Here is a 21,337-nt window from a genome sequence, read left to right on the forward strand (position 1 = left end):
CGTTGGCGAACCGGTGGTTGGGTTTGTTGGGGTCGGGTGGTCTGGTCAATGAGTACGGGCCGACCGAGGCGAGTGTGGGTACGTGTATTTTCCCGGTCGAGGGGGAGCAGGCGGGTCCGGTGGTGCCGATCGGCCGTGCCCTGCCGGGTATGACCATGTACGTGCTCAACCGCGACGGCGAACTGTCCCCGGTGGGTGTCGTCGGTGAGTTGTATGTCGGTGGCGTGGGTGTGGCCCGGGGGTATGCGGGTCAGCCGGGGTTGACGGCGGAGCGGTTCGTCCCGGACCCGTTTGGTGCTCCCGGGGCGCGGATGTATCGGACCGGGGACCTGGTGCGCCGGCTGCCGGATGGGGCGGTGGAGTTCGTCGGCCGAATCGACCACCAGGTGAAGATCCGGGGCTACCGGATCGAGCTCGGCGAGATCGAGTCGGTGCTGGAGGGCGTGGACGGCATCGGCGACGCGGTCGCCCTCGTCTCGGGCTCGGCCGCCGACGGCGACGCCCGGCTGGTGGCGTTCTACCGGCCGGCCGCGCCGGCCCCCGACCTGCTGGACCGGATCCGGGCGCGGTGCGCGAAGCAACTGCCGGAGTACATGATCCCGGCCGAGTTCGTGGCCGTCGAGGCGATCCCGCTCAACGCCAACGGCAAGGTCGACCGGGCCGCCCTCTGGGAGGCGGCGGTGCCGGTCGAGCGGGCGTACGTCGCCCCGGCGACCGAGCTGGAGGCCCAACTGGCGGGGATCTGGGGCCGGGTGCTCAACCTGGAACAGGTCAGCACCCAGGAGAGCTTCTTCGACCTCGGCGGTGACTCGCTGCGCGCGGTCGCCCTCGTCGGCGCGCTGCGGGCCGCCGGCCTCGGCGTGGCCGTCCGGGACGTCTTCCTGCACCGCACCGTCGCCGCCCTGGCCGCGCACCTCTCCGGCAAGGACGCCGCGCCGGCGGCACCGGCCTTCCAGGCCGTCGCACCCTTCTCCCTGCTGTCCGCCGCCGACCGGGCCGCCCTGCCCGCCGGCCTCGTGGACGCCTACCCGGCCGTGCAGGCACAGGTCGGCATGGCCGTGGAGATCCAGAAGGACCCCGACAAGTCGCTGTACCACATCGTCCGCTGCTTCCGGGTGCACAGTGGACGACCGTTCTCCGGCGACGCGCTGCGGGCCGCCGTGCGCGACGTGGTCAACCGGCACGAGACGCTGCGCACCTCGTTCGACTTCGCCAGCTACTCGGTGCCGATGCAGCTCGTGCACGCCGAGGTGCCGGTCGACGTCCGGGTGACGGAGCTGACCGGCGAGGACGTCGAGGCCCGGCTGCGGGCGTACGTCGACACCGAGCGGGCCCGGCCCTTCGAGCTGGACCAGGCGGCGCCGCTGCTGCGGATCGCCGCGCACCGCACCGACGGCCACGGCTGGTGGCTCACCGTCGCGGTGAGTCACCTGGTCACCGGCGGCTGGGACCTGAACACCCTCCTGGTCGAGTTGATCGGCTGCTATGAGCGGCGCAGCGCCGGCATGGTGCCCGAGTCGCCGGAGCCGACCGCCGTCCGCTACGCCGACTTCGTCGCCGCCGAACTGACGGCGCTGAAGGCGGGCGAGGACGAGAAGTACTGGCGGGGCGTCGTCGACGGGTACGCCGGCTTCACCACGCCGGACGGCTGGGGCCGGACCGACGGCCCGCGGGAGAGCCTGCGGACCCGGGTCAGCTACCAGGACCTGGAGCCGAAGCTGCGCGCGCTCGCGTCGACCCTCGACGTGTCGCCCAAGTCGGTGCTGCACGCCGCACACCTGAAGGTGATGAGCCAGCTCACCGACCAGGGGCGGTTCTACACCGGCCTGGTGTGTGACGCGCGGCCGGAGGTGCGGGGCGCGGAGCGGGTGCACGGGATGTACATCAACGTGCTGCCGTTCGCGTACGCACGTGGCGCGGGCACCTGGCGGGAGTTGATGCGGTCGGTGTTCGACCGTGAGGTGGAGCTGTGGCCGCACCGGCGTTACCCGTTGCCGGCGGTGCAGCGGATGGCCGGCGCCGGTTCCCGCCCGATCGACGTCGTCTTCGACTACACCGAGTTCCGCCGGGCCGGGGCGGTCGCCGACGAGTCCGTCGACTTCGAGGCGATCGCCGGCGAGGGCGGCACCGAGTTCGCCCTCCAGGTGACCGCCGCCGGCGGCTTCCTCGACCTGGTCGGCGACAGCCACCTCTTCGGCCCCGCCGCGCTGGCCCGGGTCGGGGCGATGTTCCGCCAGGTGCTCACGGCGATGGTGGCCGACCCCGACGGCGACGCGGTCGCCGTCCGCCTGCCGGCCGCCGAGCGCGCCGAGATCGACGGCTGGTCGGTCGGCGGCACCGCCGAGGTCGGCGGGTACGTGCCGGCGGCATTCGAGGCGCAGGCGGCGCGGCGGCCGGACGCGGTGGCGCTCACCTGCGGCGACACCCGGATCGGCTACGGCGAGCTGAACGGTCGGGCGAACCGGTTGGCGCGTCGCCTGCGGGAGTTGGGGGTGGGTCCGGAGGTCCTGGTCGGGGTGTGTGCGCACCGGTCGGTGGAGCAGGTCGTGGCGATGGTGGCGGTGCACAAGGCGGGTGGGGTGTATCTGCCGTTGGATCCGTCGTATCCGGCGGAGCGGTTGGCGTTCATGCTGGCCGACGCGGCGGCCCCGGTGCTGCTCACCACCGCCGAGCTGCGCGGTCAGCTCCCGTCGGCCGACGCGGTCACCGTGCTGCTGGACGACCCGGCGGCCTGGGCCGGCCAGCCGGCCGCCGACCCCGAGCCGTCCACCCACGCGGACAGCGGCTGCTACGTCATCTACACCTCCGGCTCGACGGGGCAGCCCAAGGGCGTCGTCGTGCCGCACCGGGCACTGGTCAACCGTTCCGCGTACGCCGGCCGGCGGATCAACCGCCTCGACGAGCAGGCGGTGCTGCTCCAGAAGACCGAGATCGGCTTCGACGTCTCCCCGGCCGAGGTCTACGCGGCCCTGTCGGCGGGCGCCCGGATCGTGGTGGCCCGCCCCGGCGGGCACCGCGACCCCGCGTACCTGCGCGAGCTGATCGTCCGCGAGGGCGTCACGGCGGTGGAACTGGTGCCGAGCATGCTGTCGGCACTGCTGGCCGAGGGGATCGGCGGCTGCCGGTCGCTGCGGTCGGTGGCGGTCGGCGGCGAGGAGATCGCGCTCGACGTGGCCCGGGCGTTCCTGGCCGCGCTGCCCGGCTGCGAGCTGCACAACACGTACGGCCCGGCCGAGACCACCGTCGACGTCACCAGTTGGCTCTGCACCGTCGACGCCCTGCGCGGGCTGTCCCGGGTGCCGCTCGGCACCCCGTTCACCAACCTCACCGTCCGGGTGCTCGACGAGCACCTGCAACCGGTGCCGGTCGGGGTGCGCGGCGAGCTGTGCATCGGCGGGGTGGGGCTGGCCCGGGGCTATCTCGGGGCGCCCGGGCTGACCGCGCAGCGGTTCGTGCCGGACCCGTACGGCGAGCCCGGATCGCGGCTCTACCGCACCGGGGACGCGGCGGCGTGGCGGGCCGACGGGACGGTCGACTTCCTGGGCCGCATCGACTCGCAGGTCAAGCTGCACGGCGTACGCATCGAGCTGGGGGAGATCGAGACGGCCCTGCGGGCCTGCCCCGGGGTGACCGACGCGGTCGCCGCGGTCCGCGAGCAGGACGGCCGGCGCACCCTGGTCGGCTACCTCGTCACCGACGGCGGTTCCGCACCCACCCCCGGCGAGCTGCGGGAACGGCTGCTGGCCGAGCTGCCCGAGGCGACGGTGCCGGCCGCGTACGTCACCATCGACGCCATCCCCGTCGACCCGCACGGCAAGGTCGACCGGCGGCAACTGCCGGCACCGGACGCGCGGTCCTACGCCCGGGGCCGCTACGAGCGGCCCAACGGCCCGGTCGAGTCCGCGATGGCGGGCGTCTGGTCGTGGGTGCTGGACCTCGACCGGGTCAGCGTCACCGAGAGCTTCTTCGACCTGGGCGGCGACTCGATGACGGCGGTGACCCTGGTCGGGTCGCTGCGGGCGGCCGGCCACGACGTCACCGTGCGGGACATCTTCGCGCACCGCACGATCCGCCGGCTGGTCACCGCCCTCGCCGAGGCCGACACCGCCAAGGAGGGGGCCTTTCGCCCCGTCGAGCCGTACGCGCTGATCGACGCCGCCGACCGGGCCGCCCTGCCGGCCGGGCTGGTCGACGCGTACCCGGCGACGCAGGCCCAGGTCGGCATGGCCGTGGAGATCCAGAAGGATCCGGGCAAGTCGCTGTACCACATCGTGCAGTCGATCCGGGTGGACGACGGCCGGCCGTTCGACGCCGACGCGCTCCAGGCGACGGTCGACGCGCTGGTCGCCCGGCACGAGACGCTGCGCACCTCGTTCGACCTGACCGGCTACTCGGTGCCGATGCAGCTGGTGCGCGCGAGCACCGCCGTGCCGGTCGCCGTGCACCCGGCCGCCGGGTACGCCGAGTACCTGGCCGCCGAGCGGCGTACCGCGTTCGACCTGGACTCGGACACCCCGCTGCTGCGGGTGGCCGCGCACGCCGACGGCACCGGGGCCTGGTGGCTGACCCTCGCGGTGAGCCACCTGGTCACCGGCGGCTGGGACCTCAACGCCCTGCTCGCCGAGCTGCTCGGCGGGTACGGGCGGCGCAGCCGCGGCGAGGCGCCGGCACAGGTCGAGCCCTCCGCCGTCCGGTACGCCGACCACGTCGCCGGTGAGCTGGAGGCGCTGCGCTCACCGGAGACCGCCGAGCACTGGCGGGCGGTGGTGACCGGCCGGCCGAAGCTGACCCTTCCGGACGCCTTCGGCGACCGCAACGGTACGGCGGCCGTCTGCCGGTACACGGTGGACGTGCACGACCTGGACGCGGCGGTCCGCCGCCTCGCCAGCGACACCGGCACCTCGGTCAAGGCGGTGCTGCACGCCGCACACCTGAAGGTGATGAGCCAGCTCACCAACGAGTCCACCTTCTACACGGGCCTGGTGTGTGACGCGCGGCCGGAGGTGCGGGGCGCGGAGCGGGTGCACGGGATGTACATCAACGTGCTGCCGTTCGCGCACGCCCGGTCGGCGGGCACGTGGCGGGAACTGGTGCGGTCGGTGTTCGACCGTGAGGTGGAGCTGTGGCCGCACCGGCGTTACCCGTTGCCCGCGGTGGCGCGGCTGGCCGACGCCGGTTCCCGGCCGATCGACGTCGTCTTCGGCTACGTCGAGACCCGGCAGGACGGCGGCGGGGCCGTCGAGGCGTCCGGCTCCGACGCCGTCGAGGTCGGCGGCCCCGGAGCCACCGAGTTCGGCCTGTCGGTCGGGGCCGGCGGCGGCACCGTCCGCCTGGTCAGCGACAGCCGGACCGCCGACCCGACCGCCCTGGTGCGGATCGGGGCGATGTTCCGCGAGGTGCTGACGGCCATGGTGACCGACCCGGGTGGGGACGCGACGGCGCTGCGCCTGCCCGCCGGGGAACGGGCCGACCTCGCCCGGTTCACGCCCGGCCGTGGCGTCGAGGTCGGCGGGTACCTGCCGGCGGCGTTCGAGGCGCAGGCCGCGCGGCGGCCGGACGCGGTGGCGATCACGGCCGAGGGCGTGTCGTTCTCGTACGGGCAGTTGAACGGTCGGGCGAACCGGTTGGCGCATCACCTGCGGGAGTTGGGGGTGGGTCCGGAGGTCCTGGTCGGGGTGTGTGCGCACCGGTCGGTGGAGCAGGTCGTGGCGATGGTGGCGGTGCACAAGGCGGGTGGGGTGTATCTGCCGTTGGATCCGTCGTATCCGGCGGAGCGGTTGGCGTTCATGCTGGCCGACGCGGCGGCCCCGGTGCTGCTCACCACCGCCGAGCTGCGGGCGCAACTGCCGCCGGTCGACGCCACGGTGGTGCTGCTGGACGACCCGGACGCCTGGGCCGGCCAGCCGCCGACGGACCCGGAACCGCTCACCGACCCGGACAACGGCAGCGTCGTCATCTACACCTCCGGCTCCACCGGCCGCCCCAAGGGCTCGCTGATGTCCCACCGGGCCCTGGTCAACCGCACCGACCACGTCGGCGCGAAGGTCTACCGGCTGGACGCCGACGCCGTCGTGCTCCAGAAGACCGAGATCGGTTTCGACGTCTCACCGGGCGAGGTCTACGCGGCCCTGTCGGCGGGCGCCCGGATCGTGGTGGCCCGCCCCGGCGGGCACCGCGACCCCGCGTACCTGTGCGAGCTGATGGCCCGCGAGGGCGTCACCACCGTGCACTTCGTGCCGTCGATGCTCCCGGCGCTGCTCGCCGAGGGGCTGGCCGGGTGCCGGTCGCTGCGGTCGGTGGCGGTCGGCGGCGAGGAGATCGCGCTCGACGTGGCCCGGTCCTTCCTGGCCGCGCTGCCCGGCTGCGAGCTGCACAACACGTACGGCCCGGCCGAGGCCACCATCGACGTGAGCAGTTGGCGGTGCACCACCGACGCACTGACCGGGCTGTCCCGGGTGCCGCTCGGCACACCCCACCCGAACCTGCGCCTGTACGTCCTCGACGAGCGGCTCGACCTCGTGCCGGTCGGCGTGCCCGGCGAGCTGTGCATCGGCGGGACGGGGCTGGCCCGGGGCTACCTGGGACGGCCCGGACTGACCGCCGAGAAGTTCGTGCCGGACCCGTACGGCCCGCCCGGGTCGAGGCTCTACCGCACCGGGGACGCGGCGGCGTGGCGGCCGGACGGCACGGTCGACTTCCTGGGCCGGCTCGACTCGCAGGTCAAGCTGCACGGCGTACGCATCGAGCTGGGGGAGATCGAGACGGCCCTGCGGGCCTGCCCCGGCGTGGCCGACGCGGTCGCCGCGGTCCGCGAGCACGACGGCCGGCGCACCCTCGTCGGGTACGTGCTGCCGGCCACCGGCGACGCACCGACCCCGGCCCGGCTGCGGGAGCGGCTGCTGGCCGTGCTGCCCGAGGCGATGGTTCCGGCCGCCTACGTCACCGTCGACGCCATCCCGAAGGACCCGAACGGCAAGGTCGACCGGCGGCAGCTGCCGGCCCCCGACGCCGGCTCGTACGCCACCGGGGAGTACCAGGCCCCGACCGGCGACGTGGAGGCGGAGATCGCCGCGATCTGGGCGCGGGTGCTCGGCGTCGCACAGGTCAGCGTCACCGACAGCTTCTTCGACCTGGGCGGCGACTCGATGCTCGCGGTCACCCTGGTCGGCAACCTGCGGGCCGCCGGCCACCCGACCAGCGTGCGGGACGTCTTCGCGCACCGCACCGTGCGCCGGCTGGCCGCCGCGCTGACCGGCTCCGACGCCGAGGTCTTCCGGCCGGTCGCGCCGTACGCGCTGATCGGCGCCGCCGACCGGGCCAGGCTCCCCGCCGGCGTGGTCGACGCCTACCCGGCGTCGCGCACCCAGCTCGGCATGCTGGTGGAGTCCGCCGTCAGCGGCGACCGCGCCGTCTACCACAGCGTCCTCGCCCACCAGGTCCGCGACGGGCGGCCGTTCGACGCCGAGGCGCTGCGCGGCGCGGTCCGGGCGGTGGTCGCCCGGCACGAGATCCTTCGCACCTCGTTCGACCTGGTCACCTACTCGGTGCCGATGCAGCTCGTGCACGCCGACGCCGCACCCGTCGTGCACGTCGAGGACGGCCGGGGCATTCCGGCAGAGCGGCACGCCGAGCTCTTCGCGGAGTTCATCGCCGCCGAGCGGGCCCGCCCGTTCGACGTCTTCACCGCGCCGCTGCTGCGGGTCGCGGCACACGTGGAGGGCGACGAGAGCTGGTGGTTCACCTTCACCATCTGTCATGCCATCACCGAGGGCTGGAGCAGCGCGCGGCTGGTCACCGAGGTGCTCGACGGCTACGCCGAGCGGGTCGACGGCCGTACCCCGTCGGCCGTCGACCTGCCGGCCGTGCGCTACGCCGACTTCATCGCCGCCGAGATCGCCGCACTGGAGTCCACCGCCGACCGGGAGCACTGGCGGTCGGTGTGGGACGGGCGCGACCCGTTCACGCTGCCCACCGGCTGGGGTGATCCGGCCGCGCCGGACGGGACCGTCGACGCCACGGTCGACTTCGCCGACCTGGACGACGCGCTGCGTGCCCTCGCCCGCGACGCCGACGTGTCGGTGAAGGCGGTGCTGCACGCCGCGCACCTGAAGGTGCTCAGCCAGCTCACCGGCGAGCCGGGCTTCCACGCCGGTCTCGTCTGCGACGCCCGGCCCGAGGTGCTCGGCGCCGACGAGGTGCACGGCATGTACCTCAACACCGTGCCGTTCCCCTACGACCGGTCGGCCCGCAGCTGGCGGGAGCTCGTCGCCGCCGTGTTCGACCGGGAGGTCGAGCTGTGGCCGCACCGGCGGTTCCCGCTGGCCGAGATGCAGCGCGAGGCCGGGCACCGGCTGCTGCACGTCCTGTTCAACTACCAGGACTTCACCCGCGCCGCGCAGGGCGACGCCGCCGGCCCGGTGGTCACCGGCGCCGCCGGCGAGGGCGCGACCGAGTTCGACCTCTCCTGTTTCGCCCAGCGGGGCCGCTACGCGCTCTCCGCCCGGGCGGGGCTGGTCAGCCAGGCCAACCTGGACCGGATCGCCGGCATGTACCGCGCGGTGCTGGAGGCGATGGTCGCCGATCCCGACGGCGACTGCCAGGCGGTCTGCGTGCCCGGGAGCGAGCGCGACCGGCTGCTCGGCGTCACCGACACCGGTGCGGACGAGCCGGTCACGGGCAACATGGTCGAGCTGTTCCAGGCCCAGCTGGCCCGGGACCCGCGGGCGGTGGCGGTGGTGGCCGGCGCCGTCGAGCTGACCTACGCCCAGGTCGACGCGGCCGCCAACCGGCTGGCGCACCACCTGCGCGCGGCCGGCGCCGGCCGGGAGACCGTCGGGGTCTGCCTCGACCGGGACGCCGACCTCGTGCCCGCGTTGCTCGGCGTGCTCAAGGCCGGGGCGGCGTACCTGCCGCTGGACCCGGCCCAGCCCGCCGAGCGGATCAGCTACATGCTGGCCGACGCCGGGGTGCGGACCGTGGTCACCACCTCCGCCCAGGTGGACCTGCTCGCCGACTTCGACGGGCGGCGGGTGCTGCTGGACGCCGGCGACCTGGACGGGCACCCGGAGACCGATCCGGGGATCGTCCGCGACCCGGACGACCTGGTGTACGTCATCTACACCTCCGGCTCGACCGGCCGGCCCAAGGGCGTGTGCGTGAGCGACGCCAACGTGCTGCGCCTGCTCGACGCCGCGCAGGAGCACTACGCGGTGGACGAGACCGACGTGTGGGCGCTGTTCCACTCGTACGCCTTCGACGTCTCCGTCTGGGAGCTGTGGGGTGCGCTGCTGCACGGCAGCCGGCTGGTGCTCGTGCCCCGCGAGGTGGCCCGGGTGCCGCAGGACCTGCTCGACCTGCTGGTGACGCAGCGGGTCACCATGCTGGCGCAGACCCCGACGGCGTTGCGCGGGCTCGTCCGGCTCGCCGCCGACGACGCCCCCGGCATCCGGGACCTGTCGCTGCGCGCGGTGGTGGTCGCGGGGGAGAAGCTGGACTTCACCGAGCTCGCGCCGTGGGCGGCCCGCCTCGGGCTGGCCCGGGTGGCGCTGGTCAACATGTACGGGATCACCGAGACCACCGTCTACTCGACGTACCACCGGGTCACCCGGGCCGACCTGGCGCCCGGGGTGGGCAGCCGGATCGGCCGGCCGCTGTCCGGGGTGCGGATGTACGTGCTCGACCAGTACGGCCACCCCGCGCCCATCGGGGTGCCCGGTGAGGTGTACCTGGCCGGGCACGGGGTGGCCCGGGGCTACCTCAACCAGCCGGAGCTGACCGCCCTGCGGTTCCTGCCCGACCCGTACGGCCCGCCCGGCAGCCGGATGTACCGCACCGGTGACCTGGCCAGCCGGCTGCCCGACGGCAGCGTGGAGTTCCTCGGCCGCCTCGACGACCAGGTGAAGGTCCGCGGCTACCGGATCGAGCCGGGCGAGATCGAGGCGGCGCTGACCGCGCTGCCGGGCGTCGAGGAGGCGGTCGTCGTGCTCCGCGCCGACGACCCGGCCGACCCCCGCCTGACCGCGTACCTGGTGACCGGCGACGGGTACCTGCCGGAGATCGGGCCGCTGCGCGCACGGTTGGCGCTCGGCCTGCCGGAGTACATGATCCCGGCGGCGTTCGTGGTGCTGGAGCAGCTGCCCCGCAACAACAGCGGCAAGCTGGACCGGCGGGCCCTGCCCGCGCCGACGGGCGGCGCCCCGGTCTCCGGCCGGGACTTCGTCAGCCCCGACGGGCCGCTGGAGGAGCGGGTCGCCGGTATCTGGGCCGACGTGCTGGGCCTGCCGGCGGTCAGCGTCTCCGCCGGCTTCTTCGACCTCGGCGGGCACTCGATCACGGCGCTCGTGCTGGCCAGCACGATGCGCGCGGCCGGGCTGGACGTGACGGTGGCGGACGTCTTCCGGCACCCGACCGTCCGGGCGCTCTGCGAGGTGCTGGCGAGCCGGGACGCGCCGGAGCCGACCGAACGCCCGGTCGAACCCTTCGAGCTGGTCGCCCCCGCCGACCTCGCGCTGCTGCCGGACGGGCTGGACGACGCGTACCCGCTGTCACGGGTGCAGCTCGGCATGCTGCTGGAGATGCTGGCGGACAACGGCCAGAACCACTACCACAACGTCGTCTCGTTCGTCGTCCCCGACGACGAGCCGTTCGACCTGGCGACGCTGCGGGCCGCCGTCGACGAGGTGGTGGCCCGGCACGACGTGCTGCGTACCTCGGTGGACACCACCAGCTACTCGGTGCCCATGCAACTGGTGCACGCCACGGTGGACGTACCGGTGGCCACGAGTGACCTGCGTGGGCTGGCCGAGGCGGACCGGGTGGCCCTGGTGCGCCGGCTCGTCGGCGAGGAGTACAACGAGCTGTTCGACGTCGAGCGGGCGCCGCTGCTGCGGTTCACCGTGTGCCTGGAGACGGACCGGAGCTGGCGGCTGGTGCTCACCATCTGCCACGTGATCATCGAGGGCTGGAGCCTGCACGCCCTGGTGATGGAGATCCTCGACCGGTACCACGCCCGGCGGGCGGGGGCCGGCCCCGACACCACCAGCACTGCGCCCGGGGTGCGGTTCGCCGACTTCGTCGCCGGCGAACTGCGCGCCCTGGCCTCGGCGGACGACCAGCGGTACTGGCAGGACGTGGTGGAGCACCACCCGAGGTTCCTGCTCCCCGCCGGATGGGCGCCGCCGGCGCCGGCCGTCCGGGAGCCGTACACCGAGGTGGTTTCCTACGCGGACCTGGAGCCCCAGCTGCGGGCCCTGGCCTCGGCGGCCCGGGTGTCGCTCAAGGCGGTGCTGCACGCCGCGCACCTGAAGGTGCTCAGCCAGCTCACCGACGAGCCGGCCTTCTACAGCGGGCTGGTCTGCAACACCCGGCCCGACGTGGTGGGCAGCGAGCGGGTCTACGCGATGTCGCTGAACACCCTGCCGTTCCCGCACGACCGGCGGGCGGGCAGTTGGCGGGAGATGGTCCAGCGGGTGCACGCCCGGGAGGCCGACCTGTGGCCGCACCGGCGCTACCCGGCGCCGGCCATCCGCACCTCCGGCCGCGGCGCCCGCCTCACCGACGTCTACTTCAGCTACCTCGACTTCACAGAGGTGGACGGCGGGCGCACCGCGCCCGTGGAGCGGATCGGCGCGAGCACCTCCGAGTTCGCGCTCGCCGTCGCCGCGGGTGCCGGCCGGCTCGAACTGAGCACCGACAGTCACGCCATGGGGCGGGCCGACGCGGCGCGGCTGGGCGGCATGTACCGGCTGGTGCTGGAAGCCATGGTGGCCGACCCCGACGGGGACCCCCGCGAGGCGTACCTGCCGGCCGGGGAGCGGGACGACGTGCTGGTGGGCTGGAACCCCTCCGCCGTGCCGGGGTGCGTCGACCTCGTCCCGGCCCGGGTGGCGGCGCGGGCCGCGGCGACCCCCGACGCCGAGGCCGTCGACGGTACGACCTACGCCGAACTGGACGCGGCGGCCAACCGGATCGGCCACCGCCTGCGCGGGGCCGGGGTCGGCCCGGAGCGGGTCGTGGGGGTGCTGCTCGACCGGGGCGTCGACCTCGTCGCCGCCCTGCTCGGGGTCTGGCGGGCCGGCGGCGCGTACCTGCCGATCGATCCGGCACACCCGGCCGAGCGGGTGGCCGCGATGCTCGCCGACGCCGGGGCGACGGTGGTGGTGACCTCGGCCGGGTACGCCGACCGGTTCGCCGGGGTGGAGCTGGTGCTGCTCGACCGTGACGCCGACCGGATCGCGGGGCTGCCCGTCGACCCGCCGGCCGGCCGCCCCGACCCGGACCACCTCGCGTACGTCATCTTCACCTCCGGTTCGACCGGCCGCCCCAACGGGGTGCAGATCAGCCACCGGAGCCTCGCCAACTATCTCGGCTGGGCGGCCGAGGAACTGGTCGCCGAGCGCACCGGCGGCGCCGCGCTCTTCTCGTCGGTCGCGTTCGACATGGTGGTGACCAGCATCTGGGCGCCGCTGGTCACCGGGCAGCGGCTGTGGCTGCTGCCGCCCGACGCCGGCCTGGACGAGCTGGGCCCGCGGCTGGCCGACGCCGGCCCATTCAGCTTCGTCAAGTTGACCCCCGGCCACCTCGACCTGCTGACCCGCCAGCTCGGCGCGGAACAGGCCGCCGCCCTGACCCCGTTGCTGGTGCTGGGGGGCGAGGCGCTGACCCGGCAGGTCTGCGACCGCTGGCACGCGCTCGCGCCGGGCAGCGTGCTGCTCAACGAGTACGGGCCGACGGAGGCGACCGTGGCGGTCAGCCGGTACCCGGTCACCGGGCCGCTGCCGGGCGACGTCGCGCCGATCGGTCGGCCGCTGGGCGGGATGCGGACGTACGTCCTCGACGCCGACCTGCAACCGGTGCCGGTCGGCGTGGTCGGCCACGTCCACCTCGGCGGTCCCGGCCTCGCCCGGGGCTACGCCGGCCGGCCGGCCCTGACGGCCGACCGGTTCGTGCCCGACCCGTTCGACGCGGGCGGCGGGCGGCTGTACCGCACCGGCGACCTGGGACGCTGGCTGCCCGACGGGCAGCTGGACCTGCTCGGCCGGGTCGACGACCAGGTGAAGATCCGTGGTCACCGGGTGGAGCCCGGCGAGGTCCGGGCGGTGCTGGTCGCGCATCCGGCCGTACGGGACGCGGTGGTCACCGTCGACGCGGCGGGCCCGGGCGGCCCCCGCCTGGTCGCCTACCATGTCGGCGACGCGCCGGACCTGGCCGAGCACTGTGCCCGGTGGCTGCCGAGCCAGTTGGTGCCGAGCGTCTTCGTCCCGGTGCCGGCCATCCCGCTCAACGCCAACGGAAAGGTCGACCGTCGGGCGCTGCCCCCGGTGGACCTGACCGGGGCGGCCGGCCACACCCCGCCCCGGCCGGGGTTGGAGCAGCTGATCGCCGATATCTGGACCCGGGTCCTGGAGAACGACCGGGTCGGCCGGCACGACCGGTTCTTCGCCCTGGGCGGGCACTCACTGCTGGTCGTACCGGTGGTGACGGCGGCGCGACAGGCCGGTGTCCCGCTGACGCTGCGGGCGGCGATGCTCGACCGGACGCTGGCGGAGCTGGCCGCCTCGCTCACCCCGGCCGAATCGGCGGAGTCCGTCGGCCCGGCGACACCGGCCGATCCGGCGGTACGGCCCGGCGTGGCGCGTACGGCGGCGGTGCTGCCGCCGATCGAGCCGATGCTCGCCGCCCACCGGGTGCCCGGCGCGTCGCTGGCGCTGCTCGCGGACGGCGAACTGGTGGAGGTCCGCGCCGCCGGGCACTGCGCGGCCGGTGGCGGCGCTGCGGTGACCCCGGCGACCATCTTCCAGGTCGGCTCGGTCAGCAAGCTGGTCGCCGCGGTGGGTGCGCTGGCCCTGGTCGGGCGGGGGCAGCTCCAGCTCGACGCGGACGTCAACGCGTACCTGAAGGGCTGGCAGCTGCCCACCGAGCGGCCGGTGAGCCTGCGCCAGTTGCTCAGCCACGTCGCCGGGCTGACCCCGACGGGCAGCACCGGCCACCCACGCGGCGGCCCCGTGCCGACGCTGTCGGACCTGCTGCACGGCCGTGGCGTGCCCAGTGACCCGATCCGGGCCCAGGACGGGCCCGACCCGGTCGCGGTGGAGCGCAACAGCCACTTCGTGGTGGTGCAGCAGCTCATGGAGGACGCCACCGCGACGCCCTTCGCCGCCCTGATGGCCGAGCTGCTCTTCGAACCGCTGGGCATGACAGGCAGCAGCTTCGACCAGAGCTTCCCGGAGACATCCGGCCGGCCGGTGGCCGTCGGGCACGACGAGCGGGGCGAGCCGCTCCCGGGCGGCTGGGAGGTGCGGGCGGATCCGGCGGCGGCCGGTCTCTGGACCACCGCGACCGACCTGGCGCAGCTCACCAGGGAGATCCACATCGCGTACCAGGGGCGCTCGGCCCTGCTGGACCAGGAGTTGGCCGTGGCACAACTGACGACCGGCCCGGGCGGGACCTTCGGTCTCGGCTGCCTGGTGGACCGCATCGAGGGGCCCGCCGGAGCCCGGGTGGAGTTCAGCCACCGGGGCTGGACGACCGGCTACCGGGCGCTCACCGCCGGCCGGGTCCCCGACGGGTCCGGGCTGGTGCTGCTGACCAACGGCGACGCGGGCTACGAGGTCATGTCCCTGCTGGCGTCTGACACCGGATTCACGGAGGAAATGTGATGACGACCGTACCGAGCACTTCCGCAGCGGTCACCGACCCGCCGGCCCGGCAGGTGCGGCACCTGGTGTCGATCCGCGACCTGGCCGACGACGATCTCTACTCGATCGTGGCCCGGGGGGCGAGGTTCGCCGCCGGCGAATCCGCCAACTCGCTGGCCGACCGGGTGGTGGGCACCTATTTCGTGAAGACGTCGACCCGCACCCGGACCGCGTTCACCGTCGCCGCGCTGCGGCTCGGCGCGAAGACCATCCAGTACGGGCCGAACGACCTCCAGGTCAACACGGGGGAGTCCAGCGCGGACACCGGCCGGGTGCTGTCGGGCATGCTCGACGTGCTGGTGGCGCGTACGGCCGCCGACCCGGGGGAGATGCGCGACTGGTCGCAGCAGGACCGGATGGCCGTGATCAACGCGATGAGCGCCGAGGAACACCCGACCCAGGCGCTGGCCGACCTGACCACCCTGCTGCGGCGCTTCGGCCGGATCGAGCACCTGCGGCTGCTCTACCTGGGCGAGGCGAACAACACCGCGACCGCGCTGGCCCTGGCGCTGACCCGCTTCCCCGGTGTGGAGCTGGAGTTGCGCACCCCGGCGGGGTACGGGCTGCCGGCCGACATCGCGGCGGTCGCGCAGACGCAGGCGCAGCGCTGCGGCGCCCGCATCGTCGAGCGGCACGACATGGACGACCTGCCGGGCGACATGGACGCCATCTACACCACCCGCTGGCAGACCACGGGCACCAGCAAGCCCGACCCGAACTGGCGCTCGCACTTCGCCCCGTTCCGGGTGGACCTGGAACTGTGGCGGCGTAGCCCGCACGCGGTCTTCATGCACGACCTCCCGGCACACCGGGGGGAGGAGGTGACCGCCGAGGTGCTCGACGGGCCGGCCAGCATCGCCTTCCAGCAGGCGGAGAACAAGCTCTACAGCGCGATGGCCGTGCTCGACTGGTGCCAGGCCGCGCCCGTCGGGCATCCGGCGTGAGCGCGGTCGGGCACCCGGCGGCCACGTCCCGGCAGCCGGGTCGCCTGACCGGCAACCGTGACTTCCTGCTGCTCTGGGTCGGCTCCGGGGTCTCCGCGCTGGGCTCCCGGGCCACCTCCATCAGCTACACCCTGCTGGTCTTCTGGTCCACCGGATCGGCCGCGGCGGCCAGCCTGGTCACCTTCGCCGCGCTGCTGCCCAACCTGGTCACCCAGTTGCCGGCGGGGGCGCTCGTCGACCGCTGGGACCGCCGCCGGACGATGGTGCTCTGCAACGCCGGGCGGATCGTCGCGATCGGCAGCGTCGCGGTCGCGGTCGCCCGGGACTCGGTGTGGCTGCCGCACCTGATGGCGGTCGCGTTCGTGGAGGCCAGCCTGGGCATCTGCTATGCCCTGGCCGAACGCGCCGCGGTGTTCAACGTGGTCTCGGCCGACCAGTACGGTGCCGCGACGGCGGCCAACGAGTCGCGGGCCAACGCGGCCAGCATCCTCGGCCAGCCGGCCGGCACCCTGCTGTACGCGCTGACCCGCTGGGCGCCGTTCGGCTTCGCCCTGCTGATGCACCTGATCTCCCTGGTCACCCTGCTCTTCGTCCGGCGGGACCTGCAGGCGCCGAAGGCGCGCGCGGACGAGCCCGGTGGCCTGCTGGCCCGCGTGCGGGAGGGCTTCGTCTTCATCTGGGGCCAGGTGTACCTGCGCCGCGCCCTCGGTCTCTTCGCGGCGAGCAACATCCTGTTCCAGGTGCTGGGCCTGGGTCTCGTGGTGATCGTCAAGAACCAGGGCGGCTCGCCACCCACGGTCGGCGTGCTGCTGGTGGTGAACAGCGTCTTCGGCATGGCCGGCGCGATGACCAGCAACTTCTACCTGGGTCGCTGGGGGATCCGCCGGATCATCATGGGCGTCAACATCTCCTGGGCGGTGCTGATGCCGCTGATCGGGCTGGCGCCGGGACTTGTCGTCGTCGGCGCGATCTTCGCGTTGATCCACTACGGCGCGGGCATCAGCAACGTGGCCGGGATGCTGTACGTGCTCCAGAGCGCGCCGGACCACCTGCGCGGGCGGGCCGGCTCGATCGTCATGCTGCTCAGCTCGGGAGCCAACTCGCTGGGGGCGCTGTTCGCGGGCTTCCTGCTCGACTCGACGAGCATCACCAAGGCGATGCTGATCGTGGGTGGGGCGATGGGGGTGATCGCGGTGCTCGCGGTGCTCGCCTTCGGCGGTCGCGCCCGTGCCGAGGAGGAGCGGGCCGAAGCCGAGCGGGCAAAGGCCGAGCGGGCGGAGACAGAGCGCGCGGAGACAGAGCGGGCCGAGGCAGAGCCCGCGGTGGGGAAGACGCCCGCCCGGTGAGCGGGACGGGCCGGGTGCCCGACGGTATCGATGAAATATAGCGGCGCGGCGGAGCCTGGGAAGGATCGCTGAGCCCGGGACGGTAAGGAGCCCTGGAATGAACGAGCACGCGAGCTGGAAGCCGTTGGAGATCACCCCGGAGAGCGCGGGCTGCGCGCCGAGCGCCGAGGGTCTGGTCGGCCATCTGCGTGAGCTGGACCTGGCGGAGGTGCTCACCGCCGAGAAGGCGCTCGTCTTCCGTGGCTTCGGCGTCCGGCCGGAGACCCTGGACCCGGTGATGGACCTGCTGCTGCCGAGACGGCTGGCCTACGTGCACGGCAACTCGCCGCGTACCAAGGTGGGACGCAACGTCTACACCTCCACCGAGTACCCCGCCCGGTACACCATCTCGATGCACAACGAGCTGTCGTACGCCGCCCAGTGGCCGGCCCGGCTGCTCTTCTTCTGTCAGATCGCGGCCGAGACGGGCGGTGCCACCCCGGTGGTCGACGCCGCGTTGTGGCTCGACTCGCTGGACCCGCAGCTGCGCGCCGACTTCGCCGGCGGACTGCGCTACCAGCAGAACCTGCACGACGGCATGGGGCTGGGCAAGAGCTGGCGGGAGACCTTCGAGACCGACAGCCGCGACGAGGTCGAGGAGTTCCTCGCCGGGGCCGGTGCCACCTGGGAGTGGACCGCCGACGGGCTGCGCGTGATCCAGCTCCGGCCGGCCACCCTCCGACACCCGGTCACCGGGGTCGAGGTGTGGTTCAACCAGGCGGACCAGTGGCACCCGGCCGGTCTCGATGACGACATCGCCCGCGTGATGACCCAGGTGATGGGCCCGGACGAGCTGCCCCAGTCGGTCACCTTCGCCGACGGCTCACCGATCCCCGACGAGTACGTCACCCAGATCCGCGACCGTGGTCTGGAGGCCGCGGTCGACGTCGACTGGCGGGTCGGCGACCTGCTGCTGATCGACAACGTGCTCACCGCGCACGGCCGGCGCCCGTACACGGGTGACCGCCGGGTGCTGGTGGCGATGTCGGACTGACGGGCGTAGCCGAGGAAGATGTCCCAGATGTCCCTGCTCCGCCCGGTCGGCGGCGATCCGTGGCTGCGGGTGTTCCGGGGTGGCGGTGACGCCGGGGTGCGGTTGGTGTGTGTGCCGCACGCCGGCGGGGCGGCCGGCTTCTTCCAGTCGTGGGCAGGTCGGCTGCCGGACTCCGTCGACCTGCTCGCCGTCCGCTACCCCGGCCGGCAGGACCGGCACTCCGAGCCGTGCGTCGAGCGGATGGACCCGCTCGCCGACCGGATCACCGAGTCGCTCACGCCGTACCTGGACCGCCCGCTCGCGCTGTTCGGGCACAGCATGGGCGCGTCGGTCGCCTACGAGGTGGCCGTCCGGCTCGAGGAGCGGTTCGGGATCGTGCCGACCGTCCTGTTCGTCTCGGGGCACGGGGCACCGCACGCCACGCGCATCGGCGAGGATCCGGACGACTTCGACGACGAGGAGTTCCTCTCCCGGATCGCCGCGCTCGGCGAGGTGGACGCGGCGGTCTTCCGCTCGGCGAAGCTGCGGGGGCTGGTCGTGCCGGCGCTCCGCGCGGACCTGCGGCTGATCCACGGCTACCTGCCGTGCGAGCCGCGGCAGGTGTCCGCGCCGATCGTGGCGTACCTCGGCACCGGGGACCCGACCTGCGACCCGAACTCGGTCTCCGCCTGGACGGAGTTGACCACCGGGGGCTTCCGGCTGCGCGCGTTTCCCGGTGACCACTTCTACCTGGTGCCGGCGCGCAACGACCTGCTCGCGGACCTGAGTACGCAGCTCGGCGGCCGGCTGGCCGCACCACCGGCGGGGGCGCTGCGGTGACCGCCCGCCTGACCTGAACGGCACCACTGTAGTCGCACCTGGAGGACGCATCGTGACCGAACTGGACGTCGAGGCGACGCCGTCGCCGCTCGTGGACCTGGACCAGGAACGCTACGCGCGGTTCCGGACCTCCTTCGAGGCGGTGACAAACTTCGGCCGCCGGCTGCTGGCGGCCCGGATGGCGGCGATGGACGTCCTGCCCGCTCACGGCGCCACAGCCGGCCGGGGCGAGATCCTGGCCCGGCTCGCGGCGGCTCCCGAATACCAGCGGCTCGGCGACGCCCTGCTCGACATCCTGGAGCGCGCCGACCTCCTACGCCGGAACGGCGACCGGCTCGCCGTGACCGACCGCCTCGCCGAGGTGGCCGGGCTCGCCGAGGACGACGCGGTCGACGCGGCGGCGACGGCCCTGCGGCGGGAGCATCCGGAGGCGGCCGGGTACGTGCCGCTGCTGGTGGCCTGCCAGACGCAGCTGGTCGAGGTGGTGCGGGGCGAGCGGCCGGCGAACGAGGTGCTCTTTCCGGGCGGCTCGGCGGACCTGGTCTCCGCGATCTACCGGGACAACGTCCAGTTGGACTTCTACAACCGGCTCTGCGCGGCGCAGGTGCACGAGCACGTGAGGCAGTTCCTGCGGCGCTATCCCCGCTCCTACGCCCAGGTCCTGGAGGTGGGGGCGGGGACCGGTGGCACCACCGGCCCGGTGCTGGACGCCCTGGCGGACCGGGCGGAGCGGCTGCGGTACTTCTACACCGACGTGGGCCCGGCGTTCCTGCGGCTGGCGCGACGGAGCTTCGGCGCCACCCGGCCCCACGTCGACTTCGCCCGGTACAACGTGGAGGGCGCGCCCGAGGAGCAGGGCTTCGAACCCGGCTCGATGGAGGTGGTGCTGGCCAGCAACGTCCTGCACGCCACCCTGCGGATCTCCACCGCGCTGCGGCACTGCCACTCGCTGCTCAAGCCGGGCGGCATCCTGGTGATCAACGAGATGACCAGCCGCCTCGACTACAACACGCTGACCTTCGGGCTGGCCGAGGGATGGTGGCGGCACGCGGACGACGAGCCGCGCGTCGAGGCGTCCCCGCTGCTGGACGTGGCCGGCTGGCGGGCCGCCCTACACCAGGCCGGCTTCGTCGACGTGCGGGCGCACGCCGTGCCGGGGCTCGACGACGACGAGCAGGTGCAGACCGTGTTCGTGGCGACGGCCACGGGCGCGGCCGGGTCGTCCCGCTGACGTTCCGGTCACCCCGCGCGCCCCGGGACCAGGGCCGCCGTCCGCCGAGCCGTGACCGTCGCGGCCGGCGTACGGTCGCGACCCCGGCCCGGGCGTGCGCGACCCCTGTCGGGTGGGCGCACCGGCACGGGAACCCGGTAGGTCCTTGCCGATACCCCTATATCTTCCGGCAAGATCTTTCGGCCACGAATATTCGGTGATATCAATCTCGCACTCGATTCCTCTACCCCCGGAGTGCGACGTGCGGAGAACCCGTCTCGTTACCCTCGCCCTGAGCCTGGCCACGGCTCTCGGCGTCAGCCTCACCCTGTCCGCGCCCGCACAGGCCGCGCCCGCCGACCGCTACGTGGCGCTCGGCGACTCGTACGCCTCGGGCGTGGGCGCCGGCAGCTACACCAGCGAGAGCGGCTCCTGCCAGCGCAGCACCAACGCCTACCCGGCCCTGTACGCCGCCGCCGTCAAGCCCGCGTCGTACCGCTCGGTCGCCTGCTCCGGCGCCACCACCACGAGCGTGATCAACACGCAGCTCTCGGCGCTCAGCTCCACCACCACGCTGGTCAGCGTCACGGTCGGCGGCAACGACGTCGGCTTCTCCAACATCCTGAGCACCTGCGTGCTCCAGGGCACCACCCAGTGCGTCGCCGCGGTGCAGGCCGCCGAGGACAAGGCCCGCGCCCAGCTCCCCAGCCTGCTGCGTAACGTCTACAACGGAATCAAGACCCGGTCGCCCAACGCCCGGGTCGTGGTCGTCGGCTACCCCGTCTTCTACCAGCTCGGCACCGTCTGCGTCGGGCTGAGCGCCACCTCGCGCGCGAAGATCAACGAGGGCATCAACCTGATCGACAACCTCACCCGCACCGCCGCCACCTCCGCCGGCTTCACCTTCGCCGACGTGCGTTCCGCCTTCGTCGGTCACCAGCTGTGCAGCTACGGCGAGAAGTGGATGCACGCCCTCAACTTCGCCTCCCTCGGCGTCTCCTACCACCCCACCGCGGCCGGCCAGGTCGGCGGCTACCTCCCGGTCTTCCGCGCCGCCGCGGACTGACCGGCGCGCTCTGCGTCCGGGCGGACCTCGCCCCGCCCCTCGGGCCGGGACCGCCCGGGCGGGAGGACGGGGCGCGGTCCGCCCGCCCGGCGTCCGCGCCCCGTCCGATGGGGGGGGGGGGCCCGGGGGCGGGGGGGCGCGCCGGAGCCCGGTTACCCCCCCGCGCCGGGGCGCGGGGGCCCCGCCACCCCGGGGGGTGGCTGGGTTTGTTTTGGCCCCCGGG

7 protein-coding genes are annotated in these 21,337 nt (G+C 73.9%); all 7 read left to right on the forward strand.

What is annotated here, in order from left to right:
* The first annotated feature begins 17 nt into the window (after nt 1-17).
* The 7 genes from AB0D32_RS32060 (at nt 18) to AB0D32_RS32090 (ending at nt 21,114) form a co-directional block, all read left to right on the forward strand.
* The gene (locus AB0D32_RS32060; protein WP_357098469.1) at nt 18-14,657 is read left to right on the forward strand and encodes an amino acid adenylation domain-containing protein; all 14,640 of its coding nucleotides are present in this window, start codon (nt 18-20) and stop codon (nt 14,655-14,657) included.
* Nucleotides 14,657-15,640 carry an ornithine carbamoyltransferase gene (locus AB0D32_RS32065; RefSeq protein WP_357098473.1) on the forward strand — a complete coding sequence of 328 codons (984 nt, stop codon included), beginning with the start codon at nt 14,657-14,659 and terminating at the stop codon, nt 15,638-15,640. The genes AB0D32_RS32060 and AB0D32_RS32065 overlap by 1 nt, the downstream gene beginning before the upstream one ends.
* The gene (locus AB0D32_RS32070) at nt 15,637-16,986 is read left to right on the forward strand and encodes an MFS transporter (RefSeq protein WP_357098476.1); all 1,350 of its coding nucleotides are present in this window, start codon (nt 15,637-15,639) and stop codon (nt 16,984-16,986) included. Before AB0D32_RS32065 ends, AB0D32_RS32070 begins: the two co-directional genes overlap by 4 nt.
* A gap of 97 nt (nt 16,987-17,083) precedes the next feature.
* The gene (locus tag AB0D32_RS32075) at nt 17,084-18,019 is read left to right on the forward strand and encodes a TauD/TfdA family dioxygenase (protein ID WP_357098479.1); all 936 of its coding nucleotides are present in this window, start codon (nt 17,084-17,086) and stop codon (nt 18,017-18,019) included.
* 18 nt (nt 18,020-18,037) lie between these two features.
* Nucleotides 18,038-18,838 carry an alpha/beta fold hydrolase gene (locus tag AB0D32_RS32080; protein ID WP_357098482.1) on the forward strand — a complete coding sequence of 267 codons (801 nt, stop codon included), beginning with the start codon at nt 18,038-18,040 and terminating at the stop codon, nt 18,836-18,838.
* Nucleotides 18,839-18,890: 52 nt separating this feature from the next.
* Nucleotides 18,891-20,069 (forward strand): class I SAM-dependent methyltransferase, encoded by a 1,179-nt coding sequence (locus tag AB0D32_RS32085; protein WP_357098484.1) that lies wholly within the window; start codon nt 18,891-18,893, stop codon nt 20,067-20,069.
* Between the two features lie 241 nt (nt 20,070-20,310).
* Complete coding sequence (locus AB0D32_RS32090) at nt 20,311-21,114, forward strand: SGNH/GDSL hydrolase family protein (protein WP_357098486.1); 804 nt, start codon at nt 20,311-20,313, stop codon at nt 21,112-21,114.
* Nucleotides 21,115-21,337: the final 223 nt, after the last annotated feature.

Source organism: Micromonospora sp. NPDC048170 (assembly GCF_040652795.1).
Taxonomy (GTDB): Bacteria; Actinomycetota; Actinomycetes; order Mycobacteriales; family Micromonosporaceae; genus Micromonospora.